Below are 14,901 nucleotides of genomic sequence, written 5' to 3' on the forward strand. Positions count from 1 at the left end.
CCGCCCCGCTCTTACAAGGACAAGACCCACATGAAATCCGCTCTCAAGCTGCAACTGCCCGAAGCGCGCCGCATGGCCGCCGCCGCCCTCGACAAAGCCCAGGCCCTGGGCGTGCCCGAGACCGTCTGCATCACCGACGAAGGCGGCTTCCCGCTGGTGCTGGAGCGCATGGACGGCGCGCGGGTCACCGGCCCGCAGATCGCCTGGAACAAGGCCTTCACGGCCGCCGGCCACAAGCGCTCCACCCACCTGTTCAACACGCCGCCCAACGGCCCCGCCCTGCCCGGCAACGAGGCCTTCGGCATCCAGTGGAGCTTCGACGGCAAGTTCGCCGTCTTCGTCGGCGGCTTCCCCATCGTGGTCAATGGCGAGGTGGTGGGCGGCGTGGGCCTGAGCGGCGGCAACGGCGAGCAGGACACCGCCTGCGGCCTGGCCGCGCTGCAGGCCCTCAAGGACCTGCTGGCCGGGCAAGGCCTGGACGTGGTCGTCAAGGCCGACCTGAAGTACTGATGGTCCCGTCGCCGGAGCGCGCCATGGCCCACCGCATCACCTGGCTGGAAACCGGCCATTGCTTCGACGCCGGCGCCGACGAGGCCGTGCTGAGCGCGGCGCGCCGCCACGACGTGCCCTTCGCCTACGACTGCCGCAACGGCGCCTGCGGCACCTGCCGCGTGCGCGTGGTGGAGGGCCAGGTGCGCTACGAAGACGAGCTGCCCATGGGCCTGAGCGAAGAAGAGGCCGCCGCCGGCCAGGCCCTGCTCTGCCAGGCGCGCGCCTGCGGCGACCTGGTGGTGAGCGTCGAGCCCGACCTGGGCCCGCCGCCGCAGCGCCTGCTGGCGCGCGTGGACAGCGTCGAGGCCCTGTGCGGCGACGTCACGCGCCTGTGCCTGGAACTGCCGGTGGAACCCGACTTCCGCTTCCACCCCGGCCAGTACATGAACGTGCACCTGCCCGACGGCAGCCACCGCAGCTTCTCCATGGCCTCCTGCCCGGCCGGCGCGCGCGTGGACTTCCACATCCGCCGCATCCCGGGCGGCCGCTTCACCGACGGCGAGCTCACGCAGCTGCAGCCCGGCGACGCGCTGGAGGTGGAGCTGCCCCTGGGCAGCTTCCGACTGCACCCGCAGGACTACCGCCCCATCGTGATGCTGGCCACCGGCACCGGCCTGGCCCCGCTCAAGAGCATGCTGGAATCGCTCAAGGGCGACGAGGACTGCCCGCCCGTGCACCTCTACTGGGGCGCGCGCACCGAGGCCGACCTCTACCTCGACGCCGAGATCCGCGCCTGGGGCGAAGGCCTCTACGAGTTCCGCTACGTGCCCGTGCTCTCGCGCGCGGGCGAGGCCTGGAGCGGCCGGCGCGGGCACGTGCAGCAGGCGGTGATCGAAGACCTGGGCGCCGAACTCGGCGAGTGCGCCTTCTATATGTGCGGCTCGCCCGCCATGATCGCCAGCGCCAAGGCCGAGCTCGCGGCGCAGGGGGCCGACCCGGCCTTCTTCTACTCCGACAGCTTCCTGTTCCAGAGCGAACTGGTGGCGGGCTGAGGGGCGCCGCCCCCTCAGCCTGCGAACGCCTTCATGCGCGCGTGCAGCACCTGCACCAGCTGGCGCGCCGCCGGTGACAGCGAGCGGCCTTCCTTGACCAGCACGTAGATGTCGCGCGAGACGCGTGGCCCGCTCAGGGGCCGCGCCACCAGGTCCGGGTCGCGCGAGTAGCGCAGATAGGCGGCCGGCATGATGGACGGCCCCATGCCGCAGGACGTCATCCACAGCGCGGTGGACAGCAGGGACACCTCGCGCGCCACGTTGAGCCGGATGCCCGCCTGCGCGGCGGAATGGTCGATCAGCGGGCGCACGCCGAAACCGGGCCGCACGGTGGCCACGGGCACGCCGTCCAGGTCCTTCCAGCGCACCGACTTGCGCGCCGCCATCGGGTCGTCCTTGTGCAGCACCACGCTCAGGTGGTCGCCCATGAGGCGCTGCATCTGCACGCCGTCGTCCGCGCGGTCGGGCGTGCCGATGCCGAAGTCGGCGCGTTCGCCGATCAGGCGCGCGATGAACTGGTCGGGCGCGCAGTCGTCCACGTTGACCTGGATGTCCGGGTGCCGCTCGCGGAACGCGCGGATCACCGGCGGCAGCAGGACCTCCGCCAGGGTCGGCGTGCAGGCCACCGTGACACGGCCGCGCCGCAGCGAGGACAGGTCGTCCAGGCCGGCGCTCAGCGAGTCGATGTCGCGCAGCACGCGCTGCGCGGTCTCGATCACGTCGTGCGCCGCCGGCGTGGGCTGCAGCGAACGCGTCGTGCGGTCGAACAGGCGCATCCCCAGCACCTCTTCCATCTGGCGGATCAGCACGCTCACGGCCGACTGCGTGACGTAGAGCTGGGCGGCCGCCGTGCTCAGGCGCCGCAGCTTGTAGACCGCGACGAAGGCGCGCAGCTGCTTCAGGGTGAGGCCGGTGACGCGGGACGTATTCATGAAGTCATTTTATGGATGCTTGAATAACTATCGATTTACGAATGAACGGATCTGGACTTCAATCGCGGCCTTCCCCCCGCCGACCGATGCCCCCCAGGGACACCCCGTGCGCCGCAACGACCGCCCCGATCACCCCCCGCCTTCGCCCGCGACCGACGCCCCGCCCGAGCGCGTGGCGCTGCGCCTGGGCGAGGCCCGGCTGCTGGGCCTGCGGCGGCGGGGCGTGTCGCGCTTTGGCGGGCTGCGCTACGCGCTGGCACCGGTGGGCGCGCGGCGCTTCGCCCCGCCCGCGCCCCTGCCCCTGCGCGGCGAGGTCGACGCCACCGGCACCGGCCCGATCGCGCCCCAGCTGCCCTCGGCGCTCGCCCCGGTGCTGGGCGCCTGCGAGGCGCCGCAGTCCGAGGACTGCCTGCACCTGACGGTCTGGACACCCGGGGCCGACGCGGCGCGCCGCCCCGTGCTGGTGTGGTGCCACGGCGGCGCCTGGCAAAGCGGCGGCGTGCTCGACTGGTACAGCGGCGAGGCCCTGGCGCGCCGCGGCGATGTGGTCGTGGTGGGCCTCAACGCGCGCCTGGGTCCCCTGGGCTGGCTGCTGGCCGACGGCGGCGTGGCCAACCTCGGCCTGCTGGACCTGGAGCTGGCCTTCCAATGGGTGGCGACCCACATCGCGGCCTTCGGCGGCGACCCGGCGCGGATCACCGCCATGGGGCAGTCCGCGGGCGGCGTCAACGTCGCGGCCCTGGGCATGCGCGGCGCCTCGGGCTTCCAGCGCGCGATCCTTCAGAGCGCGCCCCTGGGCCGCGGCGCCCGCTCGGCCGAGGCCGCGCGGTTCATCGGCCGCACGCTGCTGCGCGCGGCGGGCGCGGCCGACCTGCGCCAGGCCCGCGACCTGCCGGTGGAGCGCCTGCTGCGCGCGCAGCTCGCGCCCGAGGTGGTGGCCGCCACGCGCGCGGCGGCCGACGGCCACGGCCTCTTCGGCCCGGTGCTCGACGGCGACACGCTGCCGCCCCTGTCGGCGCCGCTGACCGCCCACGCGGCTGGCCGGGTCGACGTGCTCGCCGGCTGGAACCGCGACGAGATGCGCGCCTTCGCCGCCCCCGGCGCAGCGGTGAACGAGGCCGAGACGGAGCGCCGCTTCGCCACGCCCGCGCGCCAGTGGGCCGCGCAGTCGGCGCGCGCCGGCGCCCAGGCCTGGCTCTACCGCTTCGACGGCCCGCCCGGCCTGCCCTTGGGCGCCTGCCACTGCGCCGAACTGCCCTTCGTGTTCGGCACGCACGGCGCCTTCGCCTCGGCGCCCCTGCTCGCCGGGCTGCATCCCGCCGATGGCCAGCGCCTCACGCAGCAGATGCAGGCCGCCTGGCTGGACTTCGTGCACGGCCGGCCCCTGCCCTGGGCACCGGGCCCGCAGCCCCAGGTGTTCGCGTGAACGCCGCCCCCGTTTCCCTTCCTACCCGAGAGCCCAAGCAAGCACCATGCGATTGACCGAAGGGGACCTGCCCCCGACCCTTGACGACGACACCCTGGCCGCCTTCGACCGCGTCCAGCCCATCGCGGCCTCCGACGCCGAGATCGAGGCCGCCGTGCGCGACGCCGACCTGCCCGCCCTGCTCGCGGCCCTGGCCATGCTGACCCAGGACCCGGCCCTGCTGGCGGACGATCTCAAGCCGCCCTCGCCGTCGATGACGGCGCGCATCGCGCCACAGGGCGGCCTGTCGGCCGAGGCCCAGGCCAAGGCCCGCGCCCTGGCCACGCAGGCCCTCATCCGCTACCGCGACGCCGGCTGTCCCGAGGCGCCCACGCCCTCGCCCGAGTGGCTGGACCGCATCGTGCAGTTCCTCATCCGCGACGGCCACGAGGACCTGATGGACCTGCTGCGCCACGAGGTCAACGTGCCCGACGACCGCGGCGCGCCCGGCTGGCACGTGAGTGACTTCCCGCAGGCCGCCGGCACCAAGGTGGCGGTGATCGGCTCCGGCTTCGCCGGCATCACCGCCGCCTACCGGCTCAAGCAGGCCGGCCTGGACTTCACGGTGTTCGAGAAGAACCGCGAGATCGGCGGCGTGTGGTGGGAGAACACCTACCCCGGCTGCCGCCTGGACACGCCCAACTTCGCCTACAGCCTGTCCTTCGCGCAGAAGCAGGACTGGACGCAGCAGTTCTCGCAGCAGCCCGAGATCCTGCGCTACCTGCTCGACGTGGTGCGCCGCACGGGCATCCGGCCCCACATCCGCGTGAACACCGAGGTCGAGGCGCTCGAATTCGACGAAGACAAAGCCGCCTGGAAAGTGACGGCGCGCCACGCCGACGGCAGCGCGCACGTGGAGCACTTCCACTTCGTCATCACCGCCATGGGGCTGCTCAACCGGCCGCACATCCCCGACTTCCCGGGCCTGGCGTCCTTCAAGGGCGAGGTGGTGCACTCCGCCGCCTGGCGCCCCGACGTGAGCGTGCAAGGCAAGCGCGTCGCGCTCATCGGCACCGGCGCCAGCGCGTTCCAGATCGGCCCCGAGATCTATGCCCAGGTGAGCCGCCTGAGCGTGTTCCAGCGCAACCCGCCCTGGATGCTGCCCACGCCCACCTACCACGACGACCTCAAGCCCGGCATCCGCTGGCTGCTGGGCCACGTGCCCAGCTACGGCCGCTGGGTGCGCTTCTGGCAGTTCTGGATCGGCGTGGAAGGCCGCCTGCACCTGGTGGAACTGGACCCGGCGTGGCAACACCCGGTGTCCATCAGCGCCGGCAACGAGGCCCTGCGCCAGGAATGCCTGGCCATGCTGCAGCAGCAGTTCGCCGACCGGCCCGACCTGCTGGCCCACGCCACGCCCGACTACCCGCCGGGCGCCAAGCGCATGCTGCGCGACAACGGCACCTGGCCGCAGATGCTCAAGGCCGGCAACGTGGACCTGGTGACGCAGGGCATCTCGCACCTGAGCGAGAACGCCATCCACACCACCGACGGCCAGCGCCACGAGGTGGACCTCATCATCTGCGCCACCGGCTTCAAGGCCGCCGACTTTCTCTACCCGCTGAAGGTGACCGGCCGCGCCGGCCAGGACCTGCACCGCCACTGGGACGGCGACTGCCGCGCCTACCTGGGCATCTCCGTGCCGGGCTTTCCCAACCTGTTCATGACCAGCGGCCCCAACACAGGCGTGGTGGTGAACGGCAGCGCCATCTTCTCGTCCGAGTGCCAGGTGGAGTACACCCTGCGCGCGCTGCGCCACGTGCTCAGCCAGGGCCACAGGACCGTGGACTGCCGGCCCGAGCCCTACGCGCAATACAACGCCTGGATCGACCAGGGCAACCAGACCAAGGCCTGGGCCGTGGCCAAGACCAGCAGTTGGTACAAAAACAAGAGCGGCCGCGCCGCGCAGACCTGGCCCTTCGGCATGCTGGAGTACTGGAACCTCACCGCCCGCTTCAGGCCCGAGGACCACGTGCTCGCCTGAGCACGGGCCCGCCCCTCCCCTTTCTTTCACCGACACACACCACAAGGAGACACATGTTCACGTCCGCCCTTCGCTCCCTCATCGCCCTGGGCCTTGGCGCCCTCATCGCCACGCTGGCCGCCGCGCAGGACTACCCGGCGGACAAGCCGGTGAAGTTCGTGCTGCCCTTCCCGCCCGGCGGCTCGGCCGACGCCGTCACCCGCGAGCTGGCCGACAAGCTGCAGAGCCAGGGCCACGGCATCTTCATCATCGAGAACAAGCCCGGCGCCGCCGGCAACCTGGCCACCGGGCAGGTGGTGCGCGCCGCGCCCGACGGCCACACCATCCTGGTGGGCGTGACCGGCGCGCTGGTCATCAACCCCGAGCTCTACCCCAACCTGGGCTACCGCCCCGAGACCGACCTGACGCCGATCTCCATGCTGGCGCAGGCGCCGGTGGTGATCGTGGCCAGCCGCGAATCGGGCCTGACGTCGCTCAAGGACCTGGTGCAGCGCGCCAAGGCCAAGCCCGGCGAGCTGTCCTACGCCACCAACGGCACCGGCACCAGCCACCACCTGGCGGGTGAGCTGTTCAAACAGAAGACCGGCATCTTCATGGTGAACATCCCCTACAACGGCACGCCCGGCGCGCTGCAGGACATCGGCGGCGGCCGCGTGGACCTCGGCTTCCTGGACCTCACGGCCGCGCTGCCCATGATCCAGTCGGGCCGCATCGTGGCCCTGGCCACCACCGGCAGCGCGCGCCCCTCTGCCCTGCCCAACGTGCCCACCGTGGCCGAGGCCGGCTACCCCGGCTACGAGGCCATGACCTGGATCTCGCTCGTGGCGCCCAAGGGCATGAAGCGCGAGAACATCGCCAAGCTCAGCGGCCTGGTCAACGCCGTGCTGGCGGACGAGGCCTTCAAGAAAAGCACCGCGGCCAAGGGCATGGAAGCGGTGGGCTCGACGCCGGAGGCGATGCAGCGGTTTCTGGCGGGGGAGACGGAGAAATGGCGCGGGGTGATTCGGGGGGCCAACATCCGCCTGAACTGAGCGCGGCATGGCCGACGGGCTCCGTGGCAGGCCTGCGTGAAAGCCGAATCCCACAGGCCTGCGCCTTCGACCAGCGGCTCAGCGCGTCGCATCGCATCTGCGATACATTCGCCGGATGAGATCCGCTTCCCTTCCCCCGATTCGAGTCGAACCCGAGTTTCGCCAGCAGCTCGAAGAGGTGCTGGCCGAGGGCGAAACCCTGAGTTCGCTCGTCGAGCATGCGGTGCGCCAGGAGTTGATGCGCCGCATGGCCGACGCCGAATTCCACCAGCGCGGCTTCGCCTCGCTGGCACGCGCCAAGGAGACGGGGAACTACCTTGATGCGGATGAGGTCCTGTCTCGGCTCGACGACCGGCTTCGGGCCGCCAAAGCGTCGTCCGCCCGGTGAGGCTGCTGCGCTTCACGCCCGAGGCCAGGGACGACCTCGATCGCCTCTTTGATTTCATCGTCGAGCGCGAGCTCAAGAGTTCCACGCCCAACTGGGCGCTTCCCGAGCAAGCGCTGAACACCATTCGACTGGCCTTGCAGCTGCTGCCGTCGAACCCGTTCATGGGGCGCAAGGTCGGTTCGCCATTCGAGCGGGAGTTGCTCATATCGTTTGGCAGAACGGGCTCAGTCGCGCTGTACGAGGTGGAAGCGCACGCCATCACCATCGCGGCGATCCGGCACCAGCGCGAAAACGACTACCACTGAACAGAGCGGCGCGCCGCCCCCTCACCTGATTCACCACCAAGCCCAGCAACACCGCCACCATCCCCAGCCACTGCAGCCCCACCACCGGCACCAGCAGTGAAAACGGCATGACCCGCGTGGCCGCGTGGCGTTGCAACAGACGTGTCCACAGGCTGTAGGCCAGCAGCGTGGCGGCCAGCGCCAGGTACACCACGGCGAACCAGGCGCCGGGACCCATGCCTTCCAGTTGCCGCTGCACGCTGGCGGGGCCGTCGGTGGCCAGGACGATCAGCGCGAGAAGCGCCAGAAGTCGTCGCAATGAAGATGCACCTTGGGCGAGCCTGACGTCTCTGCCAACGCTTTGGCTGTGGTCGTTTTTCCTGCACCAGGAGTACCGGTAAGGATGCGGATTTCATTCGCCTGATTCATTGCAGACTGAATTCTTGTAAGGCGTCGTGGCCAGGAGCTGACAACTGCTTTGGGCCCGGTCCCGTCTCGGCTAGCATGGTGCTTTCGGCCATGAGCGGACATTTGAAGGCCCTATCGCGCGTGTACTGAAATGGAAAGATCCGAGGTCTATCGACGCTTTCGTATGGTGTTCCAGATCATTGCAATTGCGAGTTGCGGTCTCCTCCTTGCCCTCGCGAACTTCGATTACTTCCACTCGCCGTACCTGCTGCGCATCCTGGTTCCGTTGATGCTGGTCGCTGGCGTCTCCGTTGTCCTGAGAATAGTTTGCGTCTTCAAGGAGCTCTCCGCCAAGCGGGCTGATCTCCGAAATCCGCGTCCAGATCCTGACCGACCATGGCAAGCGCTGAACAGAGACCGCTGAGGGCCCATAGCGGGCCTTGAGCCTCATTGCTGATAGACGAAGAGCAGGTACGCGATGACTGCAGCGACGGCGGCGAGCACGCCCCAGTAGAACACTCGCTGTCCTTTGGTCAGCGCCCGATACTTTTCGTCCGACATGGTTGGCCCAGCCATCTTGACTCCCCTTCTAGGCCTCAATCTGGTCGGTGAGGTACGACTGCTTCTGGCCGATTGCGGCAGTCTAGCCATGGCTGCGCAGCCTGCAAGCTATCGACCGGTCTCGCAAAGGCCTGAACGCCCGCAACGTGGCATAGAACGGACGCTCGGCGCGCGAGCCCAGCCGGCCGCCATCGCTGCAAATCCGACTTCATGAGCCGGCGCGGTACCCACCCAATCGCCCCAGCCCGAGCTACTTGCTCAACAGCGCTTCAAGCGACAAATCCAGCGAAGCGGCCAGCCTCGCCAGCGTGTGAAGCGAGGGGTTGCGCGCCTGACGTTCGATGTGCGCAATGACGGCTCTGCTGACACCGGATTGCTGAGCCAGCGTTTCCTGGGTCAGGTTCAACCGCTTTCTCGCCGAGACGAGGTTCGTTGCCAGAACCTGCTCGATCAAGACGGCACCGTCCTGCCGGGCCTGGGGCCTTTTCCCGAGCAGTGAACCCGTTGTGACGCCGAGGGCCCGCGCCAACTTGTCCACGGCGCCCAATGAGACGTTGACGCCCCCCTGCTCCAGCAGTTGAAGCATTCGCCGACTGATGTGCGCTTGCTCCGCCAGCGCGCTGGAAGTCCAGTTGCCCTTTGCTCGAAGCGCGCGGAGGTTCGCCGCCAACTGGGCAAGAAGGAGCGGGGTTTCAGGGGCTTGTTCGGACACCAAAAAAGGTTGGCACCGAACACAGGCGGATTGCTAGTTTGGGGCACAATTTGCGGTCGGTTTTTTGGGGAGCCCCACCGTGTTCATCACCGCCCCCGGCCTCGTCCAGCACCTCCACCCCGCCCAGGTCGCCCCGCGCCAGACGCACTGGCCGGCCATCACGCTCGCGCTGGAGCGGCCCTGGTACCTGCTGGTCCACGACGTGTCCTTCAACGGTCAGATGGTTTCGCAGACCTCGCTGGTGGCCTGGGACACGACGCTGCTGGACCTGCTGGCCCACATTCCCGTCGCAGACCTCAGCGGCATTGCGCGCCTGGAGCGGCACCGCGGTGCGGGCCCGAGCTGGGCGCTGGAGTGGATCAGCGCGCTGTGGGCGCCCGCGCCGGGCGAGCCTCTAGCCCTCGGCCCCTTGCTGTTCACGCTGGGCACCGACCCGCAGCTGCGCAACACCGACCTGCTGCCCGTGGGCGAGGCTGCGGGCCGGCGCCTGCTGTATGAAGCGGTTCGCGCGCGCCCTGCAGGACCAGGATCAGCCGATCACCCCGCCCGCCGCCCCCCCACCTGATTCACCACCAAGCCCAGCAGCACCGCCCCCGTCCCCAGCCACTGCAGCCCCAGCGGCGCCTCGCCGTACGCCACCCAGGCGGCCCACAGCCCCACCACCGGCACCAGCAGAGAAAACGGCGTGACCCGCGTGGCCGCGTGGCGTTGCAAGAGTCGCGTCCACAGGCTGTAGGCCAGCAGCGTGGCGGCCAGCGCCAGGTACACCACCGCAAACCAGGCGCCGGCACCCATGCCTTGCAGTTGCCGCTGCACGCTGGCCGGGCCGTCGGTGGCCAGGGCGATCAGCGCGAACGGCACGATGGGGAACAGGCTGCTCCACACCACGAAGGGAAAGGGCTCGTAGCGCGCGATCTGGCTGGCGCGGCGCGCCACGATGTTCGACAAGGCCCACATGGCCGCGGCCGACAGCGTGAGCACGAAGCCCGCCAGCGTCATCTGGCCCGGGCCTTCGCCGTGGGCCGAGGCGATGAGCAGCAGGCCCGCCAGCGCCACGCCCAGGCCCAGCCACTGGTGGGCGCGCACGCGCTCGCCCAGCAGCGGCACGGCCAGCAGCAAGGTAAAGAAGGCCTGGGTCTGCATCACCACCGAGGCCATGCCGGCCGTCATGCCCAGCTGCAGGCCCAGGAACAGGAAGCCGAACTGGCCCAGGCCCTGCACCAAGCCGTAGCCGGCAACGAAGCGCCAGGGCAGCGGCGGCGGTTTCACGAACAGCAGAAAGGGCAGCGAGGCCGCCGCGAAGCGCAGCGCGCCCAGCAGCATGGGGCTGATGGCCTGCAGGCCCAGCTTCATCACCACGAAGTTCAGGCCCCAGATCACGACCACGGCCAGGGCGCGCAGCGCATCGCCACGCGAGAACGGAAGGGGGGCGCTCACAGCGGGCGCCCTTGCGCCCGCCGCGCCGCGACGAAGGCCTCGAAGGCCTGGGCGCTGGTCTTCTTCGGCACGTAGCCAAAGCGCTCCTTCAGGGCCGTGTTGAGCAGCACCGGGCGGTAGCGCAGGAAGTCGATCTGCTCGGGCCCGTAGCGCGACACGCCGAGCGCGCGGCCCACGGCCAGGGCCGCGCGCAGCAGGCCGGCCGGGAACACGCGCGCGCGCTTGCCCAGGCGCGCGGCGATCTCATGGATGCCGAGCGCGCCGTCGCCCGCGAGGTTGAAGCAGCCCGGTGGTGCGTCGCCGCTCAGCGCGTGCAGCAGCGCGCCCACCACGTCGTCGTCCCAGACGAAGACGAAGGGGCTGTCGCTGCCGGCGATGGCGATGGGGCGCGGCTTCTGAAACAGGGCGGTGATCTGGTTGTCCACGCGCTCGCCCAGGATGGTGCCGATGCGCAGCACGGTCTGCGCCAGCCCGGGGTGCTGGCGGCGCGCCTCGGCCAGCATCTCTTCCACCAGGCGCTTGTGGTGCGCGTAGGCAAAGGCCTCGTGGCCGCGCAGCGGGTGGTCCTCGGTGATCCAGGCGGGGTTGTCGGCGTGGTAGCCATAGGCCGCGCCGCTGGAGGACACGATCAGGTGCTGCACGCCCTGCGCCAGGCAGGCCGTGAGCACATTGCGCGTGCCGCCCACGTCCACCGCGTACTCCAGCTCGCGCGTGGAGCCCTTGCCGGGCGTGACGATGGAGGCCAGGTGCACCACGGTGTCGACGCGGTGCTCGGCCAGCAGCGCGCCCAGCCCGTCGTCGCGCACGTCGACGCGGCGGTAGGTGATGCCGGGCAGGCGCCGCGCGGGCTCGACCTCGCGCACGTCGGTGGCCACCACCGTGTCGGTGCCGCCGCGCCGCGCCAGCGCGGCCACCAGGCCGCGGCCCAGGAAGCCGTCGGCGCCGGTGATGAGGATGCTCTTCGCTTTCATGCGGACCTCATGCGCGGGCCTGCCCCGGCACGCCGCCCCGCAACGGGCGCCTGCCCCACCAGCCCGCCAGCAGCATGCCGGCGATGATGTCCCAGAAGCCCCAGACGCCGGCCACCACGGCCATGCCGCCCAGGCCGCCGAAGAAGCTGAAGATCAGCACCAGGCCCAGGCCCGCGTTGCGGATGCCGACCTCGATGGACAGGGCGCGGCGGTCGTAGTCGGGCAGGCCCACGGCGCGCGCACTGAGCCAGCCGATGCCGAAGGCCAGCGCGTCGTGGATGGCCACGGCCACGATGACCAGGCCCACGTAGTCGAGGAAGTAGCGCCAGTTGCCCGCGATGGCGCCGACGATGAAGCCGATGAGCGCGAGGAAGCTGACGATGCGCACCGGCTTCTTGAAGCGCGCCGTGGCCCGGGGGAAGCGGTGCGCCACCCACAGCCCCAGCGCGAAGGGGATGCCGATGATGAGCAGGATGTGCCCCACCATCTGCACCGGGTCCAGCGCGATGGTCTTGAGCAGGGTCGAGGCCGTGGGGTGCAGGCCGCCCCAGAAGGCAAAGTTCAGCGGCATGGCCACGATGGCGATGGCGTTGGACACCGCCGTCATGGACACGCTCAGGGCCACGTTGCCGTTGGCGCGGTGGGTGAGGATGTTGCTCACGTTGCCCGGCGGGCAGCAGGCCACCAGGATCATGCCCAGCGCGATGCTGGGCGCCACGCCCAGCAGCAGCGTGAGCCCGAAGGTGATGGCGGGCAGGAACAGGAACTGCGCCACGATGCCCACGGTGAAGGCCAGCGGCAAACGCAGCACGCGCTTGAAGTCCTCGATGCGCGTGTCCAGCGAGATGCCGAACATCAGGAAGGCCAGCACCGCGTTCAGCACGGCGAGCGAGGCGGGGTTGAAGTTCAGGCGGATCTCGTCGACGGGCAGCATGGGCGGTGTCTCCTCATCCTCATTGCGAGAAGGCGTTGGCGGCCTCGCGCACGGCCTTGCGGTAGGTGCCCTTGTGCACGTAGTAGGCCATGCGCTCGAGCTTGAGGTAGCGGTAGCCGCCCGACAGGTCCGGCGGCGGGCCGGCCTTGGCGGCCTTGAGCGCGGCGGCCTGCGGCGCGCCCGCGTCCAGGGCCTTGAGGTAGCGCGCCACCAGCTCGGCCTGTTCGTAGCGGCCCTGCCAGCCCAGGCCGCTGGCCTCCACCATGCCCAGCACGGCCAGGCGGTCGAAGCGCGGCGCGAAGATGTTGAGGTAGAGCTGCGGCGCCATGCCCTGCCAGTTCAGCAGCGCGTGGTCCAGGAAGGGGTAGTGCAGCTTGTAGCCGGTGGCCGTGAGGATGAGGTCATAGTCCTGCGCGCTGCCGTCCTTGAAGTGCACGGTGGGGCCGTCCAGGCGCGCGATGTCGGGGCGCACGGCCACGTCGCCGTGGCCGATGTGGTACAGGATGAGCGAGTTCACCACCGGGTGCGACTCGTACATGAGGTAGTCGGGCTTGGGGAAGCCGAAGCGCACCGGGTCGCCGGTGAACCACTGCAGGATGGTGCTGTCGATGCGCTGCTTGAGCCAGGGCGGCAGCGAGATCTTGCCGCCCACCGAATCGGCCGGTTTGCCGAACACGTACTTGGGCACGAAGTAGTAGCCGCGCCGCACCGAGATGTCGATGCTTCTGGCGTGGTGCACGGCGTCGACGGCGATGTCGCAGCCCGAGTTGCCCGCGCCGACGATGAGCACGCGCTTGCCCGCGAGTTGCGTGGCCGACTTGTACTGCGCGGTGTGCCAGATCTCGCCGCTGAACGAGCCCTCGAAGCGCGGGATGTTGGGCTCGGCCAGGGTGCCGTTGGCCACCACCAGGCCCTTGTAGAGCGCGGTCTGTGGCGCGGCCTCGCCGGTCTGCGTGGTCAGGCGCCACAGGGTGTCGGGCGCGTCGGACACGGGCTCGGCCTTGAGCACCCGGGTGTGGAAGCGGTAGTGCTGGCGCAGGCCGAAGTGGTCGGCGAAGGCGCGGAAGTAGTCCAGCAGCTCGCGGTGGCTGGGGTAGTCGGCCACGCCCTCTGCCATGGGGAATTCCAGGAACTCCGTCATGCGCTTGCTGGAGATCAGGTGCGCCGATTCGTAGACGGTGGAGCGCGGGTTGTGGATGTTCCACAGCCCGCCCACGTCGCCGTGCGCCTCGAAGCCCTGGAAGGGCACGCCGAGTTTCTGCAGGCAGCGCGCGCCGGCCAGGCCGGACGGGCCGGCGCCGATGAGGGCGATCTGTTGTTCGGTGGGAGCGGTCATGGGAATCAGCGGGTTTGACCCAGGGACACCGCCGGGCAGGCTTGGCCAGACGGCTGGTGTCGCCCCCTTGAGGGGGTCGCGCGAAGCTCGGCAGGGGTGGTCGTCATTTCAGTCCGGGGATGTCGGTGGCGCCGGGTTCGCCGGCGCGCGGCTTGCGCGGCTGGCCCAGCAGGATCTTGTCGTGCAGCTTGTCGGGCAGCAGGTCGAGCAGGCGCGAGAGCCAGCCGATGCGCCGCGGCAGCACGATGTGTTCGGTGCCGCGCGCCACGCCCGCGAGCAGGCGGCGCGCGGCCTCGTCGGGCTCCAGCAGGCCGGGCATGGCGAAGCGGTTGCCGGCGGTGAGCGCGGTGCGCAGGTAGCCCGGGCTCACGGTGTGCACGGTGAGGGCCGTGGGCCGCAGCTCGGCGCGCAGGCTTTGCAGGTAGGCGATGACGCCGGCCTTGCTGGCGCAGTAGGCGCCGTTGCCCGGCATGCCGCGCCAGCCGGCGATGCTGGCCACGCCCACCAGCGCGGCCGCTCGGCCGGCGTCCTTCATGGCGCCCAGGAAGGGCGAGAAGCTGGTGGCCACGCCCAGCAGGTTGATCTCCAGCATGCGGCGCATCACGCGCAGGTCGTCGGGGCGGGCGGTGTCGAAGCCGCCGGCCACGCCGGCGTTGGCGATCACGAGGTCGGGCGCACCGAAGCGGGCGAGCCAGTCGGCGCCCACGGCGGCCATGGCGGCGGCGTCGCTCACGTCGGGCGTGTAGACGGCGCAGCGCTCGGGCGCGAGCGCGGCGAGTTCGTCCAGCGCGGCGCGGTTCAGGCCGATCAGGGCCACCCGGGCGCCCTGCGCGATGAGCTGGCGCGCCAGCGCCTGGCCAAAGCCGCCGCAGGCGCCGGTGAGCACGGCGTTGTGGAATCGCAAGGCGCGGGCC

General features: G+C 70.5%; 17 protein-coding genes. 8 read left to right on the plus strand and 9 right to left on the minus strand.

Features of this window, described 5'->3' with window-relative positions; genetic code table 11:
• Positions 1 to 30 precede the first annotated feature (30 nt).
• Positions 31 to 510: a heme-binding protein gene (locus JNX00_RS20080; RefSeq protein WP_070399330.1), complete on the plus strand. Its 480-nt coding sequence runs from the start codon at positions 31 to 33 to the stop codon at positions 508 to 510.
• Positions 511 to 533: 23 nt separating this feature from the next.
• Positions 534 to 1,544 (plus strand): 2Fe-2S iron-sulfur cluster-binding protein, encoded by a 1,011-nt coding sequence (locus tag JNX00_RS20085; protein ID WP_070399540.1) that lies wholly within the window; start codon positions 534 to 536, stop codon positions 1,542 to 1,544.
• 14 nt (positions 1,545 to 1,558) lie between these two features.
• Here JNX00_RS20085 and JNX00_RS20090 read toward each other — a convergent pair whose 3' ends face one another.
• The gene (locus JNX00_RS20090) at positions 1,559 to 2,476 is read right to left on the minus strand and encodes a LysR family transcriptional regulator (RefSeq protein ID WP_070399329.1); all 918 of its coding nucleotides are present in this window, start codon (positions 2,474 to 2,476) and stop codon (positions 1,559 to 1,561) included.
• 106 nt (positions 2,477 to 2,582) lie between these two features.
• On the opposite strand from JNX00_RS20090, the gene JNX00_RS20095 reads away from it, so the two are divergent.
• The 5 genes from JNX00_RS20095 (at position 2,583) to JNX00_RS20115 (ending at position 7,649) form a co-directional block, all read left to right on the plus strand.
• Positions 2,583 to 3,902 (plus strand): carboxylesterase family protein, encoded by a 1,320-nt coding sequence (locus JNX00_RS20095; protein ID WP_239478190.1) that lies wholly within the window; start codon positions 2,583 to 2,585, stop codon positions 3,900 to 3,902.
• Positions 3,903 to 3,948: 46 nt separating this feature from the next.
• Positions 3,949 to 5,925 carry an NAD(P)/FAD-dependent oxidoreductase gene (locus tag JNX00_RS20100; RefSeq protein ID WP_204743451.1) on the plus strand — a complete coding sequence of 659 codons (1,977 nt, stop codon included), beginning with the start codon at positions 3,949 to 3,951 and terminating at the stop codon, positions 5,923 to 5,925.
• A gap of 53 nt (positions 5,926 to 5,978) precedes the next feature.
• Entirely contained in the window at positions 5,979 to 6,956 is a 978-nt protein-coding gene (locus JNX00_RS20105) for a tripartite tricarboxylate transporter substrate binding protein (RefSeq protein ID WP_204743453.1), read from the plus strand.
• Between the two features lie 115 nt (positions 6,957 to 7,071).
• Positions 7,072 to 7,344, plus strand: coding sequence for a YlcI/YnfO family protein (locus JNX00_RS20110; RefSeq protein WP_204743455.1), 273 nt, complete (start codon positions 7,072 to 7,074; stop codon positions 7,342 to 7,344).
• Positions 7,341 to 7,649, plus strand: coding sequence for a type II toxin-antitoxin system RelE/ParE family toxin (locus JNX00_RS20115; RefSeq protein WP_239478191.1), 309 nt, complete (start codon positions 7,341 to 7,343; stop codon positions 7,647 to 7,649). The genes JNX00_RS20110 and JNX00_RS20115 overlap by 4 nt, the downstream gene beginning before the upstream one ends.
• Here JNX00_RS20115 and JNX00_RS22430 read toward each other — a convergent pair.
• The 3 genes from JNX00_RS22430 to JNX00_RS20130 form a co-directional block, all read right to left on the minus strand.
• On the minus strand, positions 7,603 to 7,947 hold the full coding sequence (locus JNX00_RS22430; protein WP_239478192.1) for an EamA family transporter: 345 nt from the start codon (positions 7,945 to 7,947) through the stop codon (positions 7,603 to 7,605). The genes JNX00_RS20115 and JNX00_RS22430 overlap by 47 nt on opposite strands.
• Positions 7,917 to 8,159: an AAA family ATPase gene (locus JNX00_RS22580; protein WP_345774091.1), complete on the minus strand. Its 243-nt coding sequence runs from the start codon at positions 8,157 to 8,159 to the stop codon at positions 7,917 to 7,919. The genes JNX00_RS22430 and JNX00_RS22580 overlap by 31 nt, the downstream gene beginning before the upstream one ends.
• A gap of 688 nt (positions 8,160 to 8,847) precedes the next feature.
• Positions 8,848 to 9,309, minus strand: coding sequence for a helix-turn-helix transcriptional regulator (locus JNX00_RS20130; protein ID WP_239478193.1), 462 nt, complete (start codon positions 9,307 to 9,309; stop codon positions 8,848 to 8,850).
• Between the two features lie 79 nt (positions 9,310 to 9,388).
• Here JNX00_RS20130 and JNX00_RS20135 point away from each other — a divergent pair, with 79 nt between their 5' ends.
• Complete coding sequence (locus JNX00_RS20135) at positions 9,389 to 9,874, plus strand: hypothetical protein (RefSeq protein WP_204743459.1); 486 nt, start codon at positions 9,389 to 9,391, stop codon at positions 9,872 to 9,874.
• Here the strand turns inward: JNX00_RS20135 and JNX00_RS20140 are convergent.
• The 5 genes from JNX00_RS20140 to JNX00_RS20160 all read right to left on the minus strand — a co-directional run bounded on the left by JNX00_RS20140 (position 9,847) and on the right by JNX00_RS20160 (position 14,891).
• A complete protein-coding gene (locus tag JNX00_RS20140) occupies positions 9,847 to 10,746 on the minus strand; it encodes an EamA family transporter (RefSeq protein WP_070399324.1) in 900 nt (299 codons plus the stop codon). The two genes, JNX00_RS20135 and JNX00_RS20140, sit on opposite strands and share 28 nt — an antisense overlap.
• A complete protein-coding gene (locus JNX00_RS20145; RefSeq protein WP_204743461.1) occupies positions 10,743 to 11,717 on the minus strand; it encodes an SDR family oxidoreductase in 975 nt (324 codons plus the stop codon). Before JNX00_RS20145 ends, JNX00_RS20140 begins: the two co-directional genes overlap by 4 nt.
• Positions 11,718 to 11,724: 7 nt before the next feature.
• Positions 11,725 to 12,651 carry a bile acid:sodium symporter family protein gene (locus JNX00_RS20150; protein WP_204743463.1) on the minus strand — a complete coding sequence of 309 codons (927 nt, stop codon included), beginning with the start codon at positions 12,649 to 12,651 and terminating at the stop codon, positions 11,725 to 11,727.
• A 19-nt stretch (positions 12,652 to 12,670) separates the two neighbouring features.
• On the minus strand, positions 12,671 to 13,987 hold the full coding sequence (locus JNX00_RS20155) for an NAD(P)-binding domain-containing protein (protein WP_204743466.1): 1,317 nt from the start codon (positions 13,985 to 13,987) through the stop codon (positions 12,671 to 12,673).
• A 103-nt stretch (positions 13,988 to 14,090) separates the two neighbouring features.
• A complete protein-coding gene (locus JNX00_RS20160; RefSeq protein WP_204743468.1) occupies positions 14,091 to 14,891 on the minus strand; it encodes an SDR family oxidoreductase in 801 nt (266 codons plus the stop codon).
• Between the last annotated feature and the right edge of the window lie 10 nt (positions 14,892 to 14,901).

Source organism: Hydrogenophaga sp. YM1, from assembly GCF_016903055.1.
Taxonomy (GTDB): Bacteria; Pseudomonadota; Gammaproteobacteria; order Burkholderiales; family Burkholderiaceae_C; genus Hydrogenophaga; species Hydrogenophaga borbori.